The 16,248-nt window shown below is 73.6% G+C and carries 15 protein-coding genes; 1 reads left to right on the top strand and 14 read right to left on the bottom strand.

Features of this window, described 5'->3' with window-relative positions; genetic code table 11:
• Positions 1-19 precede the first annotated feature (19 nt).
• From OG624_RS30505 to OG624_RS30480, 6 genes are all read right to left on the bottom strand, one after another.
• The gene (locus tag OG624_RS30505; protein WP_161291940.1) at positions 20-343 is read right to left on the bottom strand and encodes a hypothetical protein; all 324 of its coding nucleotides are present in this window, start codon (positions 341-343) and stop codon (positions 20-22) included.
• 141 nt (positions 344-484) lie between these two features.
• Positions 485-1,465 (bottom strand): ABC transporter ATP-binding protein, encoded by a 981-nt coding sequence (locus OG624_RS30500; protein ID WP_033217650.1) that lies wholly within the window; start codon positions 1,463-1,465, stop codon positions 485-487.
• Entirely contained in the window at positions 1,462-2,472 is a 1,011-nt protein-coding gene (locus OG624_RS30495) for an ABC transporter ATP-binding protein (RefSeq protein WP_033217648.1), read from the bottom strand. Before OG624_RS30495 ends, OG624_RS30500 begins: the two co-directional genes overlap by 4 nt.
• Entirely contained in the window at positions 2,472-3,458 is a 987-nt protein-coding gene (locus tag OG624_RS30490; protein ID WP_266443913.1) for an ABC transporter permease, read from the bottom strand. Before OG624_RS30490 ends, OG624_RS30495 begins: the two co-directional genes overlap by 1 nt.
• Positions 3,455-4,462, bottom strand: coding sequence for an ABC transporter permease (locus tag OG624_RS30485; protein WP_371640054.1), 1,008 nt, complete (start codon positions 4,460-4,462; stop codon positions 3,455-3,457). Before OG624_RS30485 ends, OG624_RS30490 begins: the two co-directional genes overlap by 4 nt.
• Positions 4,463-4,485: 23 nt before the next feature.
• Entirely contained in the window at positions 4,486-6,228 is a 1,743-nt protein-coding gene (locus tag OG624_RS30480) for an ABC transporter substrate-binding protein (RefSeq protein WP_033217644.1), read from the bottom strand.
• Positions 6,229-6,325: 97 nt separating this feature from the next.
• Here OG624_RS30480 and OG624_RS30475 point away from each other — a divergent pair, with 97 nt between their 5' ends.
• Positions 6,326-8,440 (top strand): bifunctional metallophosphatase/5'-nucleotidase, encoded by a 2,115-nt coding sequence (locus OG624_RS30475; RefSeq protein ID WP_371640053.1) that lies wholly within the window; start codon positions 6,326-6,328, stop codon positions 8,438-8,440.
• A gap of 60 nt (positions 8,441-8,500) precedes the next feature.
• Here the strand turns inward: OG624_RS30475 and OG624_RS30470 are convergent, their stop codons facing one another.
• The 8 genes from OG624_RS30470 to OG624_RS30435 all read right to left on the bottom strand — a co-directional run bounded on the left by OG624_RS30470 (position 8,501) and on the right by OG624_RS30435 (position 16,203).
• Complete coding sequence (locus tag OG624_RS30470; protein WP_033217642.1) at positions 8,501-9,211, bottom strand: GntR family transcriptional regulator; 711 nt, start codon at positions 9,209-9,211, stop codon at positions 8,501-8,503.
• Between the two features lie 71 nt (positions 9,212-9,282).
• The gene (locus OG624_RS30465; protein WP_161296179.1) at positions 9,283-10,191 is read right to left on the bottom strand and encodes an ornithine cyclodeaminase family protein; all 909 of its coding nucleotides are present in this window, start codon (positions 10,189-10,191) and stop codon (positions 9,283-9,285) included.
• 29 nt (positions 10,192-10,220) lie between these two features.
• Complete coding sequence (locus tag OG624_RS30460; protein ID WP_371640052.1) at positions 10,221-11,240, bottom strand: proline racemase family protein; 1,020 nt, start codon at positions 11,238-11,240, stop codon at positions 10,221-10,223.
• Positions 11,237-12,250, bottom strand: coding sequence for a proline racemase family protein (locus OG624_RS30455; RefSeq protein WP_371640051.1), 1,014 nt, complete (start codon positions 12,248-12,250; stop codon positions 11,237-11,239). Before OG624_RS30455 ends, OG624_RS30460 begins: the two co-directional genes overlap by 4 nt.
• Before the next feature lie 17 nt (positions 12,251-12,267).
• The gene (locus OG624_RS30450) at positions 12,268-13,182 is read right to left on the bottom strand and encodes a dihydrodipicolinate synthase family protein (RefSeq protein ID WP_033217638.1); all 915 of its coding nucleotides are present in this window, start codon (positions 13,180-13,182) and stop codon (positions 12,268-12,270) included.
• A 75-nt stretch (positions 13,183-13,257) separates the two neighbouring features.
• Positions 13,258-14,736, bottom strand: a complete 1,479-nt coding sequence (locus tag OG624_RS30445; RefSeq protein WP_371640050.1) for an FAD-dependent oxidoreductase — start codon at positions 14,734-14,736, stop codon at positions 13,258-13,260.
• Positions 14,717-15,028: a (2Fe-2S)-binding protein gene (locus OG624_RS30440; RefSeq protein WP_106971329.1), complete on the bottom strand. Its 312-nt coding sequence runs from the start codon at positions 15,026-15,028 to the stop codon at positions 14,717-14,719. Before OG624_RS30440 ends, OG624_RS30445 begins: the two co-directional genes overlap by 20 nt.
• Positions 15,028-16,203, bottom strand: a complete 1,176-nt coding sequence (locus OG624_RS30435; RefSeq protein WP_371640049.1) for an NAD(P)/FAD-dependent oxidoreductase — start codon at positions 16,201-16,203, stop codon at positions 15,028-15,030. Before OG624_RS30435 ends, OG624_RS30440 begins: the two co-directional genes overlap by 1 nt.
• Between the last annotated feature and the right edge of the window lie 45 nt (positions 16,204-16,248).

Raw genomic sequence — 16,248 nt, 5'->3', positions numbered from 1 at the left:
GGCGCGCCCGGCCGACCGGTCAGGGCCGCGGGGCGAAGAGCATCCGGGCCAGGGCGGTGAGCACCAGGGCTGCCGCCGGCACGTACCACCAGCGCCGCAGCCTGCCCGTCGCCACACAGGCCGCCGTCACGGCGACGGCCGGCAGCTCCACCGCCAGGCCGAGCCCGGCGAACAGCCGCGCCGCGTCCGTGACCGTACGGTCCCACGGCCCCTCGGACCGCGTGAGCAGCGCACAGAGGACGAAGAAGCCCGCCCCGGCGTGCAGCAGCGACACGAGGACCGCCGACGCGACCGTCACCACCGTCCCGCGCCGGATGGTCCCCGATGTCCCCTGGTCGGCCATGCGGCGCGCCTCGCTTCCTCGATGTCGTTCTCGGGAGCGTAGCCGAGCCCTTCGCGGGGGCGGGTGGGGTGTCCGCGGCGTACGGCGGTGCCCCGAAGACGCCTTTGTCTCCGGGGCACCGCCGCTTCCCTTGGGTCCCCGTCAGTCACCAGGGAAGTGGCAGGCCACCTCGCGGGAGGCGGCGAGGCGCAGCGGCGGGCGGTCGGTGCGGCAGATCGGCTGGGCCTTGGGGCAGCGCGGGTGGAAGGTGCAGCCCGGGGGTGGAGCGGCCGGGCTCGGCGGGTCGCCGAGCAGCACGATCCGCTCCCGCCGCCGTTCCGCCGCCGGGTCGGGCAGCGGGACGGCGGACAGCAGCGCCCGGGTGTACGGGTGCTGCGGGTTCTCGTAGAGGGACTTCTTGTCCCCGATCTCGACGATCCTGCCGAGGTACATGACGGCGACCCGGTCGCTGACCCGCTTGACCACCGACAGGTCGTGCGCGATGAACACGTAGGCGAGGCCGAGTTCGGCCCGCAGCCGTTCCATCAGGTTGACGATCTGCGCCTGCACGGAGACGTCCAGCGCGGAGACCGGCTCGTCGGCGACGATCAGGCGGGGGCTGGTGGACAGCGAGCGGGCGATGCCGATGCGCTGGGCCTGGCCTCCGGAGAACTCGTGCGGGTAGCGGTCGATGTGCTCCGGGATCAGTCCGACGAGCTCCATCAGGTCGGCGGCCCGGCGGCGGGCGTCGCCCGCGCTCCAGCCCTGCACCAGCAGCGGGTCGGAGATGATCCGGGCCACGGTCTGGCGCGGGTTGAGGGAGGAGTGCGGGTCCTGGAAGACCATCTGGATGTGCCTCCGCAGCGGGCGCATGGCGGACGGCGAGAGGCGGCTGATGTCCTTGCCGTCGAAGGCGACCCGGCCGGCGGTGGGCTCCAGCAGCCGTACCAGCATCCGGCCGGTGGTGGACTTCCCGCAGCCCGACTCCCCGACCAGGCCCAGGGTCTGCCCGGCCGCCAGGTCGAAGGACACCCCGTCGACGGCGCGCACGGGCGCCCCCCGGCGCCCGGTCACGGATCGTCGGCCGGGGAAGGTCATGGTGAGGTCCTGTACGGACAGCAGGGGCGTGGCGGTCTCGGTCATCGGGCCGCCTCCTGGGCGGTGCGGTCCCCGGCGAAGTGGCAGGCCACGGTCCGCGCGGGGCCGTCCCCGTACGCTTCCGGCTCCGGCCGTACGTCGACGCAGCGCGCGGCGGCCACGGGGCAGCGCGGGGCGAAGGCGCAGCCGGGGGCGGGCGCGAGCAGGGAGGGCGGGGAGCCGGGGATGAAGGGCAGGGGGACGTCGTCGGCGGTGTCGAGGCGGGGCAGCGAGTCGAGCAGGCCTCGGGTGTAGGGGTGGGCGGGGTCGGCGAACAGGTCGTCGACCGGGGCCTGTTCGGCGGCGCGGCCGCCGTACATGACGAGCACCTCGTGGGCGACCCGGGCGACGACGCCCAGGTCGTGGGTGATCATCACGACGCCGAGGCCGCGTTCCTGCTGGAGCCGGGCGATCAGTTCCAGGATCTGGGCCTGCACGGTGACGTCCAGGGCGGTGGTCGGCTCGTCGGCGATCAGCAGGTCGGGTTCGCAGGCCAGGGCCATGGCGATCATGGCGCGCTGGCGCATGCCGCCGGAGAACTGGTGCGGGTACTCCCCGGCGCGGCGGGCCGGTTCGGGGATGCCGACCTCGCCGAGCATGTCGACGGCGCGTTTGCGGGCGGCGGCCCGGCCGGCCTTGAAGTGCACCCGGAAGTGCTCGGCGATCTGCTCGCCGACCGTGTAGTAGGGGTGCAGGCTGGAGAGCGGGTCCTGGAAGATCATGGCCATCCTGCGGCCGCGGACCTTGGACAGTTCCCGTTCCGGTAGCCCGGTCAGCTCCCGTCCGGCCAGCGCCACGGAGCCGCTGACCTCGACGGGGCCGCGGTGCAGACCCATGACGGCGAGCGAGGTGACGGACTTGCCGGAGCCGGACTCGCCGACGATGCCGAGGGTGCGGCCGGCCTCGACGGTGAAGCCGATCGAGTCGACGGCCCGTACGGTCCCCCGCCCGGTGGTGAAGGTGACGCGCAGATCGCGTACGGCGAGGAGCGGAGCGGCGGTGTCGGCTGCCATCAGTACCTCACTCTCGGGTCGATGACGGCATACAGGAGGTCGACGAGGAGGTTGGCGACGACGATGAAGAAGGCGGCGAGCAGGGTGACGCCGAGGACCACGGGCTGGTCGGAGTTGACCAGGGCGCCGTAGAACAGCCGCCCGATGCCGGGGAGTCCGAAGATGGACTCGGTGATGACGGCGCCGGCGAGCAGTCCGCCGAGGTCCATGCCGAAGATGGTGAGGATCGGGGTCATGCCGGAGCGCAGCCCGTGTTTGACGACGACCGTGCGCTCGGGCATGCCCTTGGCGCGGGCGGTACGGATGTACGGCTCGGCCATCGCCTCGATCATCGAGCCGCGGCTCTGGCGGGCGTACATGGCGGCGTAGAGCAGGGCGAGGGCGATCCAGGGCAGGGTCAGGTTGGTGGCCCAGGCGAGCGGATTGTCGCCGAAGGCCTGGTAGGTGGGGTAGGGCAGGAGGCCGGCGACGCGGATGACGCCGTAGATGAGCATCACGGAGGTGAAGTACACGGGCAGGGAGGCCGCGGCGACGGCGCCGACCATCAGGGCCTTGTCGGTGGCGGTGTCCTTGCGCAGGGCGGCGGTGACCCCGGCGCCGAGCCCGAGGAGCAGCCACAGCACGGCGGCGCCGACGGCGAGGGAGGCGGAGACCGGGAGCCGGTCCATCAGCAGGTCCCACACGGGCAGCGAGTTCTCGTAGCTGTAGCCCAGGCACGGGAAGTCGCAGTCGACGGCGTACTGGCCGGTGCCGAGGGTACGGCCGGTGAAGATGCCGGTGAGGAAGTCGGTGAACTGCCGCCACAGGGGCTGGTCGAGGCCCAGGTACGTGCGTACGTCGGCCAGGCGCTCGGCGCTGCAGGTCTTGCCGCAGGCGGCCGCGGCCGGGTCGGAGGGCAGCACGTAGAAGATGAGGAAGGTGACGGCGGCGATGGCGAGGAGCACGCCGCCGAGGGCGAGCAGCCGGCGGGCGAAGTAGAGGATCAACTGCGGCCGCCCCTCGGGTCGAGGATGTCGCGCAGGGCGTCGCCGAGCAGGGTGAAGGCGAGCACGGCGAGGAAGAGGAAGACGCTGGGGATGACGAAGTACATGGGGTCGGTCTCGTAGTAGGCCACGGACTCGGCGATCATCTGGCCCCAGGAGGGGGTGGGCGGGCGGACGCCGACGCCGAGGTAGCTGAGGGCGGCCTCGGTGCTGATCATTCCGGGGATCAGCAGGGTGGTGTAGGCGATGACCGGGCCGGAGACGCCCGGGAGGATGTCGCGGGTCAGGATCCGCCAGGGGCCGGAGCCGCCGACGCGGGCGGCGTCGACGTACTCGCGGTGTTTGAGGGAGAGGGTCTGGCCGCGGACCACGCGGGCGACGCCGGGCCAGCCGAAGACCCCGATGACGGTGGTCATGAGGACGATGCGGTTGACGTCCTTGGCCACGGAGAGCATCGCGATCATGAAGATCAGCGAGGGGAAGGACATGGTCAGGTCCATGAGCCGGGACAGGATCGTGTCGGTGCGGCCGCCGAAGTAGCCGGCGGCGATCCCGGCGGCGGTACCGGCGACGACCACGATGGCGGTGGCGGCGAAGGCGATCAGGAGGGAGACCTGGGCGCCGTTGATCACACGGGCGAACAGGTCGCGGCCGGTGACGGGTTCGACTCCGAGCCAGTGTTCGGGGCTGATCCCGCCGAGGGCGCCGAGCGGCTGGCCCCCGAGGTAGGGGTCGACGGCGGTCTTGTCGAACTCGTTCGGGGACCAGCCGCCGAGGGCGCCCAGCCAGGGGGCGGTGACGGCCATCAGGACGAAGAGGAGGACGACGCAGAGGCTGACGCGGACGGCGGGGCGGCGGCGGAGCTCCCGCCGGGCGAGCTGCCAGGGGCTGCTCCCCGGGGGGACCTCCTTCGCCTCCCGGCCGGCCGGGCCGGACACGTCGGCCGGATCGGACGGGCCGGACCGGCCGGACCGGCCGGACGCGGCGGTGGACGGGGTGGTGGTCATGGCTGCGGGGATCCCTCGGGGCCTCAGCCCTGGCTCTTCGCGGGGTCCTTGAGGCCGACGGTCCCGTAGTCGATGGTGCCGGTCCACACGGGGTGACCGAAGGCGCCGGCGATGTTGGTGCCGACGAGGAGCGGCTTGCGCTCCAGGAGGAGCGGGACGTTCGGGGACTTGGCCATCAGGGCGGCGTCGAGGTCGATCCAGGCCTGGTTGGCCTCCTTGGCGTCGGCCATGGCGTTGATCTCGTCGATCCGCTTGATGGTCGCCTCGTCGCGGAACTGGCTGTAGTTGCCCTGGTTGCCCTTCTCCTTGATGGTGCGTCCGTCGAAGACGAACGGGATCCAGGTGGAGCCGGAGGGGTAGTCGGGGCACCAGCCGGTGAGGGTCATGTCGGGGGTGGTGGACAGGTCGCCGATGACGTCGTAGTAGGCGCCCGGGTCGACGGTGTCGATGACGACCTCGATGCCGGCGCGGGACAGGCCCTGCTGGATGGCCTCCGCCTTGCCCTTGTCGCCGGTGGAGACCGAGAGGGACACCTTGAGGGTCTCCTTGCCGGCGGCCTTGAGGAGTTCCTTGGCCTTGGCCGGGTCGCCGGCCGGGGCGATCTTCAGGACGTCGGCCTGCTTGCCGCCGGAGAGGGCCGGGGGAAGGTAGGCGGTGGCGATCTCGTTGAGGGCCGGACCGCCGCCCGCGGTGACGACGGCCTCCTTGTCGACGGCGTACTGCATGGCCTCGCGGACCTTCGGGTCGTCGAAGGGGGCGCGGGAGTTGTTCAGGTGGAGCATCTCCGTACAGCCCTGGGACTCGGCGAGCAGCCGGGCCTTGACCTCCGGCTTGGGCAGCACCTTGGGGGCGCTCTCGGGCCGCATGTCGGCGTACTGGACGGTGGAGGCGTCGGCGCCCTCGCCGGCGATGATCCGGTCGTCGATCTGGCCGCCCTTGAGGCCCATGACGACAACGAACTTGTCGGGGTAGGCCTTGCGGACGGTGTCGGTGCCCGGGTCCCAGTGCTCGTTGCGGACGAGGACCAGCTTCTTGTCGCGGTCGTACGACTCGATCTTGTACGGGCCGGAGGAGAACGGGCGGGCGTCGTACTGGGTGCCCTTCTCCTGGGCCTGGGGCACGGGGGCGAAGGTCGGCAGGGTGGCGGTCGCGGAGAACTCGGCGACCGGGCGCTTCAGTTCGAAGACGATCGTGCGGTCGTCGGGGGTCTTGACGGAGTCCAGGTGCTGCCCCTGGAGCGGACCCTTGTAGCCCTCGGTCCCGGCCAGGTACTGGGCGGCGTAGTCGGGGCCGCCGGTGAGGTCGGGGCTGAAGGAGCGCTCGACGTTGTACTTGATGTCCTGGGCCCTGACCGGGCTGCCGTCCTCGTACTTCACGCCCTCCTTGAGGGTGAAGGTCCAGGTGCGGCCGCCGTCGGAAGAGGTGCCGAGGTCGGTGGCGAGGTCGGGGACCAGCTCGCTGCCGGCCTTGCCGGGCTCGGCCTTGAAGGTGACGAGCGTGCGGTAGAGCAGCCGGGTGCCGAAGTCCATGGTCGGCATGGTCCAGTTGCGGGCGGGGTCGAGGTGCGCGAAGTCCTGGTTGGACAGGACGGTGAGGGTGCCGCCCTTGACCGGGGTCCCGCCGAGGATCTTGCCGTCGTTGGCGGCGGCGGGGTTGGAACCGCCCGAGCCGGCGGAGCCCTTCTTGGTGTCGGAGCAGCCCGAGGCGCCGAGTGCGAGAGCTGCCACCAGGGCGGTGGCGAGGGCGAGTTGGGTGCGCTTGGTCATGGGTCACTCCAGTGAAGGGCCGCGCTCTAGGATGTGACCGGTAACATAGTAATGTGAAATTGCACTGACAAGGGGTGGGGGCCGCCGTTATCCAGCCGTGTCCAAAACGGCCGGGCGGCGCGTCGCCGCGACAGCCCACCCGGCGGGCGAGAACATGCCCGATGTGATCACCACGGCCAAGGCCACGCAGTGGAGCAGGAGTTCGAGGCGGCGGGACACGGCGCGACGGGAGCCCGGACGGCAGGAGCCCGGACGGCGCGAGCCCGGACGGCGGGAGTTCCTCACCGCGATGGGGGCCGTGGCGGCGACCTTCGCGCTCGGGGTCCCCGCACGGGCCACCGACGCCGCCCGGGACGCCGCCACGGCCGTCGAGTACGTGGATGTCCAGCTCCTCGACATCACCGACCTGCACGGCTTCCTGCAGGGCGCACCCGGCAGCAACTCCGTCATCGTCGGCAACGGCGGCATCGGCTACACCGTCGGCGGTGTCGCCTACATGGCCGCACACCTCGAACGGCTCCGCGACGGGCGCGCCAACTCCTTCTTCTTCACCCCCGGAGACGCCTTCTCCGGCTGGGAGTTCGACGCCGCGGCCTTCGCCGACGAGCCGACGATCGAGGCCCTGAACCGCATGGGGCTCGACTTCGCGACGGCCGGCAACCACGAGTTCGACAAGTCGCCCGCCATGCTCCAACGCCACATGGAGCAGGGCATCCCCTTCCCGGTCGAGGGCCGCGACACCTCCTTCACCGACTCCGCCGGCCTGCGCTTCCACGGCGCCGACTTCCGTTACTACAGCGCCAACCTCGTCCGCGGCCAGGACGGGCGCACGGTCCTGCCCGCCTACAACATCGAGTGGGTACGCACCGCCGACGGCCGGGAGCTGCCCATCGGGTTCATCCACCTCACCGCCGTGGGCAGCGAACGCTTCCCCGGCTCCTACCAGCCGGGCCTCGCCACCCTCGACGACGTCGCCACCGCCGACCGCTACGCCGCGCTGCTCAAGAGCCAGGGGGTGAACGCGATCGTGCTCAGCCTGCACGACGGGGCGGTGGCGGGAGCCGACTTCAACAGCGGCGTCGACCCTTCGGGGCCGGCCCTCGACCTCGCGCTACGGGTCTCCCCGGACATCGACGCGATCGTCACCGGGCACTGGCACACCCGGTTCAACATGATGATCCCCGACCCGAACGGCGTCCCCCGCCCGTTCGTCGAGGCCGGCTGCTACGGCCAGGTCATCAACGAGATCAACCTACGGCTCGACCCGCTCACCGGCCGGGTGATCCGGGAACTGACCGTCTCCACCAACCACCCCAACACCCGTGACATCGCACCTCACCCGGAGCTGGGGGAGGTCGTCACCTACTGGGCGGGGCAGGCGGCCGCGCGCGACCGGACCCCGATCGGACGACAGACCGGCTCGTTCCTGCGCACCCGGAACACGGCCGGCGAGAGCACCATGGGCAACCTGGCCGCCGACTGGGCGCTGTGGGCGGGCAGCAGGCCCACCGATCCCGAGAACGACGCCAACATCCACCCGAACGTCCCGGCCGAGCTCGCCGTGGTCGCCGCGGCGCCCCGGGTCGGCCAGGCGATCATCGCCGGTGACCTCGTCCTCGACCAGGCCTCGGGCGGCGCCGTCACCTTCGGCAGTGCCTGGCGGGCCGTCGGGTTCGGCGATCCGATCGTCAGCGCGTGGGTCGACGGTCAGCGGATCCACGACGCGTTGGAGGAGCAGTGGACGACGACGGAGGCCGGCGAACTGCGCTTCGCGCCGCTCGCCGTCTCCCGGAACGTGCGCTACAGCTTCGATGCCCGGGGCCCGGTCGGCGACCGGGTGGACCCCGCCGACGTCTTCGTCGACGGGGTCGCCCTGGACCTCGGCCGCCGCTACCGGCTCGCGGCGCCCTCGTACACGCTCCTCGCGAGCGACGGCTATCCGGCCCTCTCCGAGTTCGGGGAGCCCTACCGCCACCAGCGGGACTTCGAGAGCTTCGTGGCGTACGTGCGGGAGACGGCGGTGCTCTCCCCGCAGCCCCGGGGGCGGGTCACGGCGGCGGCCGCGAGCAGCACCGCGGGCGAGGTGGGCACCGTGGTGGACCCGCCGGTGCTGCTCCTGCCCGACGGCACCCCGGTACCGCGCCCGGAGGCGGCGATCATCTCGGCGGACCGCCCCCAGCCGATCCGCGACGCGGGCCGCGCGCCCTGCTGATCCGCGGCCGGTCGTACGGACGAAAGCGGCGTCCACCCAGGGGCTTGCGGGGTGTCGGGGCTAAAGGCTGGAGCCGAGGACTCCCGGGGTGCGGCCGACCGGTTCGTCGCGGCCCTGGGCCCAGAGGGAGCGCACGTGGCCGAGGTGGCGGAGCATGCACTCCTGCGCCGCCTCGGCGTCGCCGCTCAGCATCAGGTCGAGCAGCTCGATGTGTTCCTCCGCCGAGGAGACCAGCTTGCCGGCCTCGTCCAGGCCGGTCAGGCCGTAGAGCCGGGACCGCTTGCGCAGGTCGCCGACCGTCTCCACCAGCCGGTCGTTGCCCGCGAGGGCCAACAGGGAGAGGTGGAAGCGGCGGTCGGCCTCCAGGTAGCCGATGAGGTTGTGCTCGCGCGCGCTGGTGACGATCTCCTCGGCGATGGGGCGCAGCGCCTCCAGCTGCTCGGGGGTGGCGATCTTCGTGATCCGGCCGATGGTCGGTACCTCGATCATCGTGCGCAGTTCGGTGAACTGGTCCAGGTCGCGCTCGCTGACCTCGGTGATCCGGAAGCCCTTGTTGCGGACCGGTTCGACCAGCCCTTCCCGGGCCAGGTCGAGCATGGCCTCGCGGACGGGGGTGGCCGAGACGCCGAGTTCGGCCGCGAGGCCCGGTGCGGAGTAGACGCTGCCGGGGCGCAGCTCACCCGCTATCAGCGCGGCCCGCAGGGCGTGGCCGACCTGGTCGCGGAGGCGTTCCTGGGCCTTGATGAGACTGTGCTGCTTCAGGTCACCCATTGCTTTTCCTCCGAGACCCCCGTACACCACCGACGAGGAGAGGAACAGCGTACAATGTCACGTTGCGCTGCTCACACTCCGGCGGCCTCGTACAGCGCGACCGCCACAGCGAGATCTTCCCAGGCCATGCCCACACTCTTGAAGAGCTGTGGACAACTCCGCGGCCCGCCCGCCGGGATCCGCCCGCCGACCAGATCGGCGAGGGTGCCGCTGATGTGGCCGGGTCCGATGGCCCCCTCGGCCTCCGGGACCAGGAGGTCCCCCGCCTCGCGCAGGGCCGCCGCCCGGGACTCCACGTACACCGCCGCCCGTCGCACAAGGGCGGTGTCCGTCTCCCGGGCCGTCGGCTCGTGCGAGCCGACCGCGACGACGGTGGCGCCCGGCCCGACCAGACGCCCGTCGAAGAGCGGCTCCCGGGCCGTGGTGCAGCAGATCACCAGATCGGCGTCGGCCACCTCCTTCGGGGTGCCGGTCCGGGCGGCCGGGCCCAGGGTGCGGGCGTACCCGGCGAGCTCCCGCGCCCGCCCCTGGTCGCGGGCGACCACCACCACCTCGACCAGCTCCCGTACGGCCAGGGTCGCTTCCAGGTGCCCGTACGCCTGCGGCCCCGAGCCGAAGAGCACCAGGCGCAACGGGCGACCGGTCGGCGCCAGGTGACGCAGCGCCAACGCGGAGACCGCCGGGGTGCGCAGGGTGGTCAGCGCCGCGCCGTCGAGCAGGGCCAGCGGGCGCAGGGTGGGCCCGTCCAGCAGGAGGTAGGAGCCGGTGATCCGGGGCAGCCCGCGGGCCGGGTTGCCCGGCGCGACCCCGGCGATCTTCACCCCGGCGTACGTGCCGGACGCCGCCGGCATCAGCAGCAGTTCGCCCCCGCCGGGCACCTCGATCGCGGAACGCGGCGGGCAGCTCTCCGGGTCGAGGCCGCCGAGCAGGGCGGCGGCGACGGCGTCGGCTGCCGCCGCCGGACCGATCAGGGCGGCCATCCGGCCGGCGGCGAGCTGGGGGATGCCCGTCACAGCAGGAATCCGGTACCGAGCGCGTCGTGCGGGTCCACCACGAAGGCGTGTTCGCCGGTGCGGTGGGCGGTGCCGGTGACCTCGGTGACCCCGCCGGCCTCCATCCGCCCGGTGAACACCGTGCCGGTGACGGACTCGTGCAGCAGGTCCTCCCCCGGGCCGAGCCGCCCGTCCTGAGCCAGCAGCGCGAGCCGCGTCGAGGTTCCGGAGCCGCAGGGCGAGCGATCGATCTGCCCGTCGGCGAACACGGTGACGTTGCGCTGGTGCGGTCCGAAGGGGGTGTCGGGCAGCTCCTCGTACAGGATCACCCCGTAGACGCCGGAGAGCAGCGGGCCGTCCGGGTGCCAGGTGGCGGGGTGGGTGGCCAGCGCCGCCCGGACCTCCTGTCCGGCCCGTACCAGGGCGGGCAGCGCCGCCCGGGACACGTCCAGGCCGAGGTCGCGCGCGCGGACGGAGGCGTAACAGGCCCCGGCGTACGCGATGTCCACCTCGGCGAGCCCGAAGGACGTGGCGACGGGCACCTTGCGCGCGCCCACCACCGCCGGGACGTTGCGGAAGGTGACCCCGGTGGTGCGGCCCCCGGCCCGGTGGACGGTGGCGGTGACCCGCCCGGACGGTACGTCGATGCGCACCGGGACGTCCCCGTCCTCCGGGGCGGCGACCCGGCCGGTGTCCACGGCCCAGACCCCGAGGGCCATGGTGCCGTGGCCGCAGGCGGTGGAGTAGCCGTCCTTGTGCCAGAACAGCACGCCGAAGTGGGCGCCGTCGTCGTCGGCCGGGACCACGAACCCCCCGTACATCCCGGCGTGCCCGCGCGGCTCCTGCACGAGCAGACGCCGTACGTCGTCCAGCGCGCCCCGGCGCGGAGCGGTTCCGGAGCCTCCCGGGCCGATGACCGTGGCGCAGCGCTCGGCCACGGTGTCCCCGGGGACCGGCGGCATGCCCGGCGCGGCGCCGTCGACGATCCGGAAGGGCTCGCCGGCGGTGTGGTAGTCCACCGTACGGACGGTGATCACAGCAGGAACCCTCCGGGGAAGGGGTCGGTCGGGTCGAGGAAGTACTGGGCGGTGCCGGTGATCCAGGCCCGGCCGGTGACGGTGGGGATCACGGCCGGGAGCCCCCCGACGGTGGTCTCCGCGACCAGCCGGCCGGTGAACTCGGTGCCGATGAAGGACTCGTTGACGAAGTCCGTGTCGAGTTCCAGCAGGCCGCGGGCGTGCAGCTGGGCCATCCGCGCGCTGGTCCCCGTACCGCAGGGCGAGCGGTCGAACCAGCCGGGGTGGATGGCCATGGCGTGCCGGGAGCGGTGGGCGTCGGAGCCGGGGGCGGCGAGGTAGACGTGCTTGACCCCGGCGATGGAGGGGTTCTCGGGATGGACGGGCCGGTCCGGGCCGGCGTTGATCGCGTCCATGACGGCCAGCCCGGCGGCGAGCAGGTCGTCCTTGCGGGCGCGGTCGAAGGGCAGTGCTCCCCCGGCGATGGAGGCGAGTTCGACGAAGGCGTAGAAGTTGCCGCCGTAGGCCAGGTCGTAGGTGACCGTGCCGAAGCCGGGCACGTCGGCCTTGAGGTCGAGGCCGACGCCGAAGGAGGGCACGTTGGTGAGGGTGACGGCGGTGGCCGCCCCGTCCTCGACCCGGACGTCGACGCTCACGAGCCCGGCCGGGGTGTCGAGCCGGACGGTGGTGATCGGTTCGACGACCGGGACCATGCCGGTCTCGACGAGGACGGTGGCGACCCCGATGGTGCCGTGCCCGCACATGGGGAGCAGGCCCGACACCTCGATGTAGAGGACGCCGTAGTCGGCGTCCGGGCGGGTCGGGGGCTGCAGGATGGCGCCGCTCATCGCGGAGTGCCCGCGCGGCTCGTACATGAGCAGGGTCCGGACGTGGTCCATGTGCTCGATGAAGTGGAGCCGCTTCTCGGCCATGGTGGCGCCGGGGATCACCCCGACTCCCCCGGTGATGACCCGGGTCGGCATGCCCTCGGTGTGCGAGTCCACCGCGTGGTAGACGTGACGCGTGCGCATGTGCGGTCCCCCGGTGACTAGTTGAGGCCCTCGGCGAGGGCCTTCTCGGTGGCGGCGCGGACGGCGGCCTCGATCTCGCCGGTGAGCGGGAAGCGGGGCGGTCGGGTGGGGCCGCCGGGGCGCCCGGCGAGGTCCATGGACAGCTTGATGGCCTGGACGAACTCGGTCTTGGAGTCCCAGCGCAGCAGCGAGTGCAGGGACTTGTAGAGCGGCAGGGCGGTCTCCAGGTCCCCGGCGACCGCGGCCCGGTAGAGCTGGGCGCAGGAGTTCGGGAGCGCGTTGGGGTAGCCGGCGATCCAGCCGACGGCGCCGGCGAGGGCGAGTTCGAGGAGGACGTCGTCGGCGCCGATGAGCAGGTCGAGGCCGGGGGCGAGCTCGGCGATCTCGTACGCGCGGCGCACGTCCCCGCTGAACTCCTTGACGGCGACGATGGAGCCGTCGGCGTACAGCCGGGCGAGCAGGTCCGGGGTCAGGTCCACCTTGGTGTCGATGGGGTTGTTGTACGCGACGACGGGCAGCCCGGCGCGGGCGACCTCGGCGTAGTGGGCGCGTACCGCGTCCTCGTCGGCCCGGAAGGCGTTGGGGGGCAGCAGGAGGACGGAGCCGGCGCCGGCCTCGGCGGCCTGGTCGGCCCAGCGGCGGGCCTCGGCGCTGCCGTAGGCGGCGACGCCGGGCATGACGCGGGCGCCGTCGCCCGCCGCCTCGACGGCGGTACGCACGACACGCGCCCGCTCCTCGTCGGTGAGGGTCTGGTACTCCCCGAGGGAGCCGTTGGGGACCACGCCGTCGCAGCCGCCCTCGATCAGCCAGGCCACGTGTTCGGCGTACGCGTCGTGGTCGACGCTGAGGTCCTCGCGCAGCGGGAGCGCGGTGGCGACCATGATTCCGTGCCAGGGGCGGGTGCGGGGCGCGGGGGTGTGCGCGTGGGTCATGTGAGAGCTCCCTAGTGTGGTGTGTGACATTTTACTAGCGGGTGTGGGGCGGCCACAAGGGCCCCGGCGCCCCGATCAGTGCGTGGCGGGCGGAAGTTCGGCGAGGTGGCGCAGCGGAACCGGACAGGACAGCGGCCGCCGGTCGGGCGCGGGCTCCTCCCCGGCCAGGGCCGCGACGGCCGGGCCGCACATCCGGCCCTGGCACCAGCCCATGCCGGCGCGGGTGAGGAGTTTGACCGTACGGGCGTCCCGCGCACCGAGGTCGTCGGCCGCCTCGCGGATCCGCCCGGCCGGGACCTCCTCGCAGCGGCAGACGACGGCGTCGTCCCGGAGCCAACCGGTCCACCCCTCGCCGGGACGGTGGGCGGCGGCCATCGCGTCGGCGAAGGCCCGCAGCCGGGCGCGGCGGCGGACGAGACGCGCCCCGGGCGGTGCGCCCGCGACGGAGTGCGCGGCCAGTTCGCCCTCGGCCATGGCCAGTTGGGCTCCGCCGATGCCACCGGTCTCGCCCGCCGACCAGATGCCGGGGACGGAGGTCCGCTGCTCGGCGTCGAGGACGAGGGCGACGGTGCCGTCGGGGGACGGGCGGGTCTCGCAACCGAGGCCGGTGGCCAACTCCAGTTGGGGCACCAGCCCGTGGCCGACGGCCAGGGCGTCGCAGGGGATCCGCCGGGCGGTGCCGGGCAGAGGCCGCCAGTCCCGGTCGAGCCGGGCCACGGTGACGGCCTCGACCCGGTCGGTGCCGTGCGCCTCGGTGACGGCGTGCCGGGTCAGCAGCCGGACGTGGTGGCGGGCCAGCGCGCCGCCGTAGCCGGCCGCCTCGACGAGCTTGCCGGGATTGCGCAGCAGGGCGGGGACCTGGCCGGCGTACGCGGTGTAGGCGGCGGCCTCCACCACGGCGGGCACGGTGGCTCCGGCGGCCGCGAGCGACCCGGCCACGGCGAGCAGCAGCGGCCCGCTCCCGGCGACGAGGACCCGCCTGCCCGGCAGCACCAGCCCGCTCTTGAGCATGGCCTGCGCACCGCCGGCCCCGACCACTCCCGGCAGGGTCCAGCCGGGGAAGGGCAGTTGTCGCTCGTAGGCACCGGTGGCGATGAGCACCGCCCGGGCCGTGACCGCGGCGGCTTCCTCCTCGGGGGCGTGACCGGCGACGGCGTGCAGGATCCACTCCGTGGCGGGTCCTGCCTCCCCCGGGCGCGTCCCGGTCGGGCCGGTCGTCCCGGTCGGGCCCGCGGGGACGACGGCCCACACGTGATGGAGCGGGAGGTACGTGATCCGGCCGGCCGATTCGTGGGCGCGCAGGGCGGCTTCGCGGGTCGCGAACGCGGCCCAGCCGTGGTGCAGGGCCTCGGGGCGGGCCGCGCCCAGGCCCGGGGCGGGGTGGCGGTAGAACTGCCCGCCGGGGCGGTCGCCCGCGTCGAGCAGGGCGACCCGTAGCCCGAGTCGGGCGGCGGTGACGGCGGCGGCGAGGCCGGCCGGGCCGGCCCCGACGACGGCCAGGTCGACGAGCCCGCCGGCGGCGGGGGCGAGGGGTTCAGACGGCGAGGTCGGCACGGCCGGTTCCCTCCTGGGTGGTGACGGAGTCCCCCGGCCGGGCCGGAACCAGGCAGGCGCGCTGGTTCGGGCGGCCGTTGACCGTGACGAGGCAGTCGTAGCAGCTGCCGATCCCGCAGAACGCGCCGCGCGGGGCGCCGCCCTCCCGGGTGGTCCGCCAGGCGAGGATGCCCGCGCCCCAGAGCACGGCGGCGATGCTCTGGCCGGGCAGGGCGGGCAGTTCCCGGCCGTCGAAGGTGATCTCGTGCGCGGCTGCCGGGCTGCCGCCGACCAGCGAGCGGGGGCTGCGCATCAGTGCTGCTCCTCGGGGGTGTCGGGGCCCGGCGGCGGCGCCGCGAAGCGGTCCGGGCGGAACGGGTACGGGGCGAGCGGCGGTTCGGCCCCCGTCAGGGCGGCGGCGATCAGCGCTCCGGTGGCGGGCGCCAGGCCGATGCCCGCGCCCTCGTGGCCGCAGGCGTGCAGCAGTCCGGGGCGCCGCGGGTCCGGGCCGATCGCCGGGAGGTGGTCGGGCAGGTAGGGGCGGAAGCCGTGGTAGGCGCGCATCACCCGGATGTCGGCCAACACGGGGAAGAGTGCGGCGGCCTGGCCGGCCAGGCGGCGCAGCGCCTCGGTCGAGAGGGTGCGGTCGAAGCCGACCCGCTCCCGGGTGGCGCCGATCAGGACCGGGCCGGACGGGGTGCCCTCGACCACCGCCGAGGACTGCAGGGCGGCGGAGCCGCTGGCGACGTCCGCGATGTAGTCGGCGGCGTAGACCTTGTGGCGGACCACCCTCGGCAGGGGTTCGGTCACCAGGACGAAGCCGCGGCGCGGGAGGACGGGCAGGGTGACCCCGGCCAGGGAGGCGATGTGGCCGCCCCAGGTGCCAGCCGCGTTCACCACGGCGGGGGCCAGGAGTTCGCGGCGCGGTGTGCGCACCCCGCGTACGGCGCCCCCCTCCAGCAGGATCTGCGTCACCTCCTCGCCGAGGTGCACCTGGGCACGTGCGGCGGCCAGCAGTCGGGCCGCCGCCTGGGCGGGCTGGACCTGGGCGTCCTGCGGGTAGTGGAAGCCGCCCGCCAGGCCGGGGGCCAGGTGGGGTTCCAGGTCGTGCAGGGCGTGGGCCGCCACCTCGACCGCGTCGACGCCGGCCGCGCGTTGGCCCTCGGCGAAGGTCCGCAGGGCCTTCACGGTGGTCTCGTCGGGGGCGACGACGAGCCCGCCCTTGGGCTCGTACTCCGTCTCCCGCGGGAGGACCGCGGCGAGTTCGGTCCACAGCCGGGTGGACAGCAGGGCGAGGTCGAGTTCGGGTCCGGCCTCCTTGTCGGAGACCAGCAGGTTGCCTTCGCCGGCACCGGTGGTGCCGCCCGCCACGGGGCCCCGGTCGACCACGGCGACGGACAGTCCGGCGCGGGCCGCGTAGTAGGCGCAGGCCGCCCCGACGACGCCGGCGCCGATGATCACGGCGTCCAGGGAGTGTCTCTTGAGCACGGCAGTAATATGTCACATTCTTTAGGGCCTGCCCAGACGCCCGGA

This window comes from Streptomyces virginiae, assembly GCF_041432505.1.
Classification (GTDB): domain Bacteria; phylum Actinomycetota; class Actinomycetes; order Streptomycetales; family Streptomycetaceae; genus Streptomyces; species Streptomyces virginiae_A.
The sequence above is the reverse complement of the archived record's forward strand: the minus strand, read 5'-3'. Positions and strand labels throughout refer to the sequence as shown.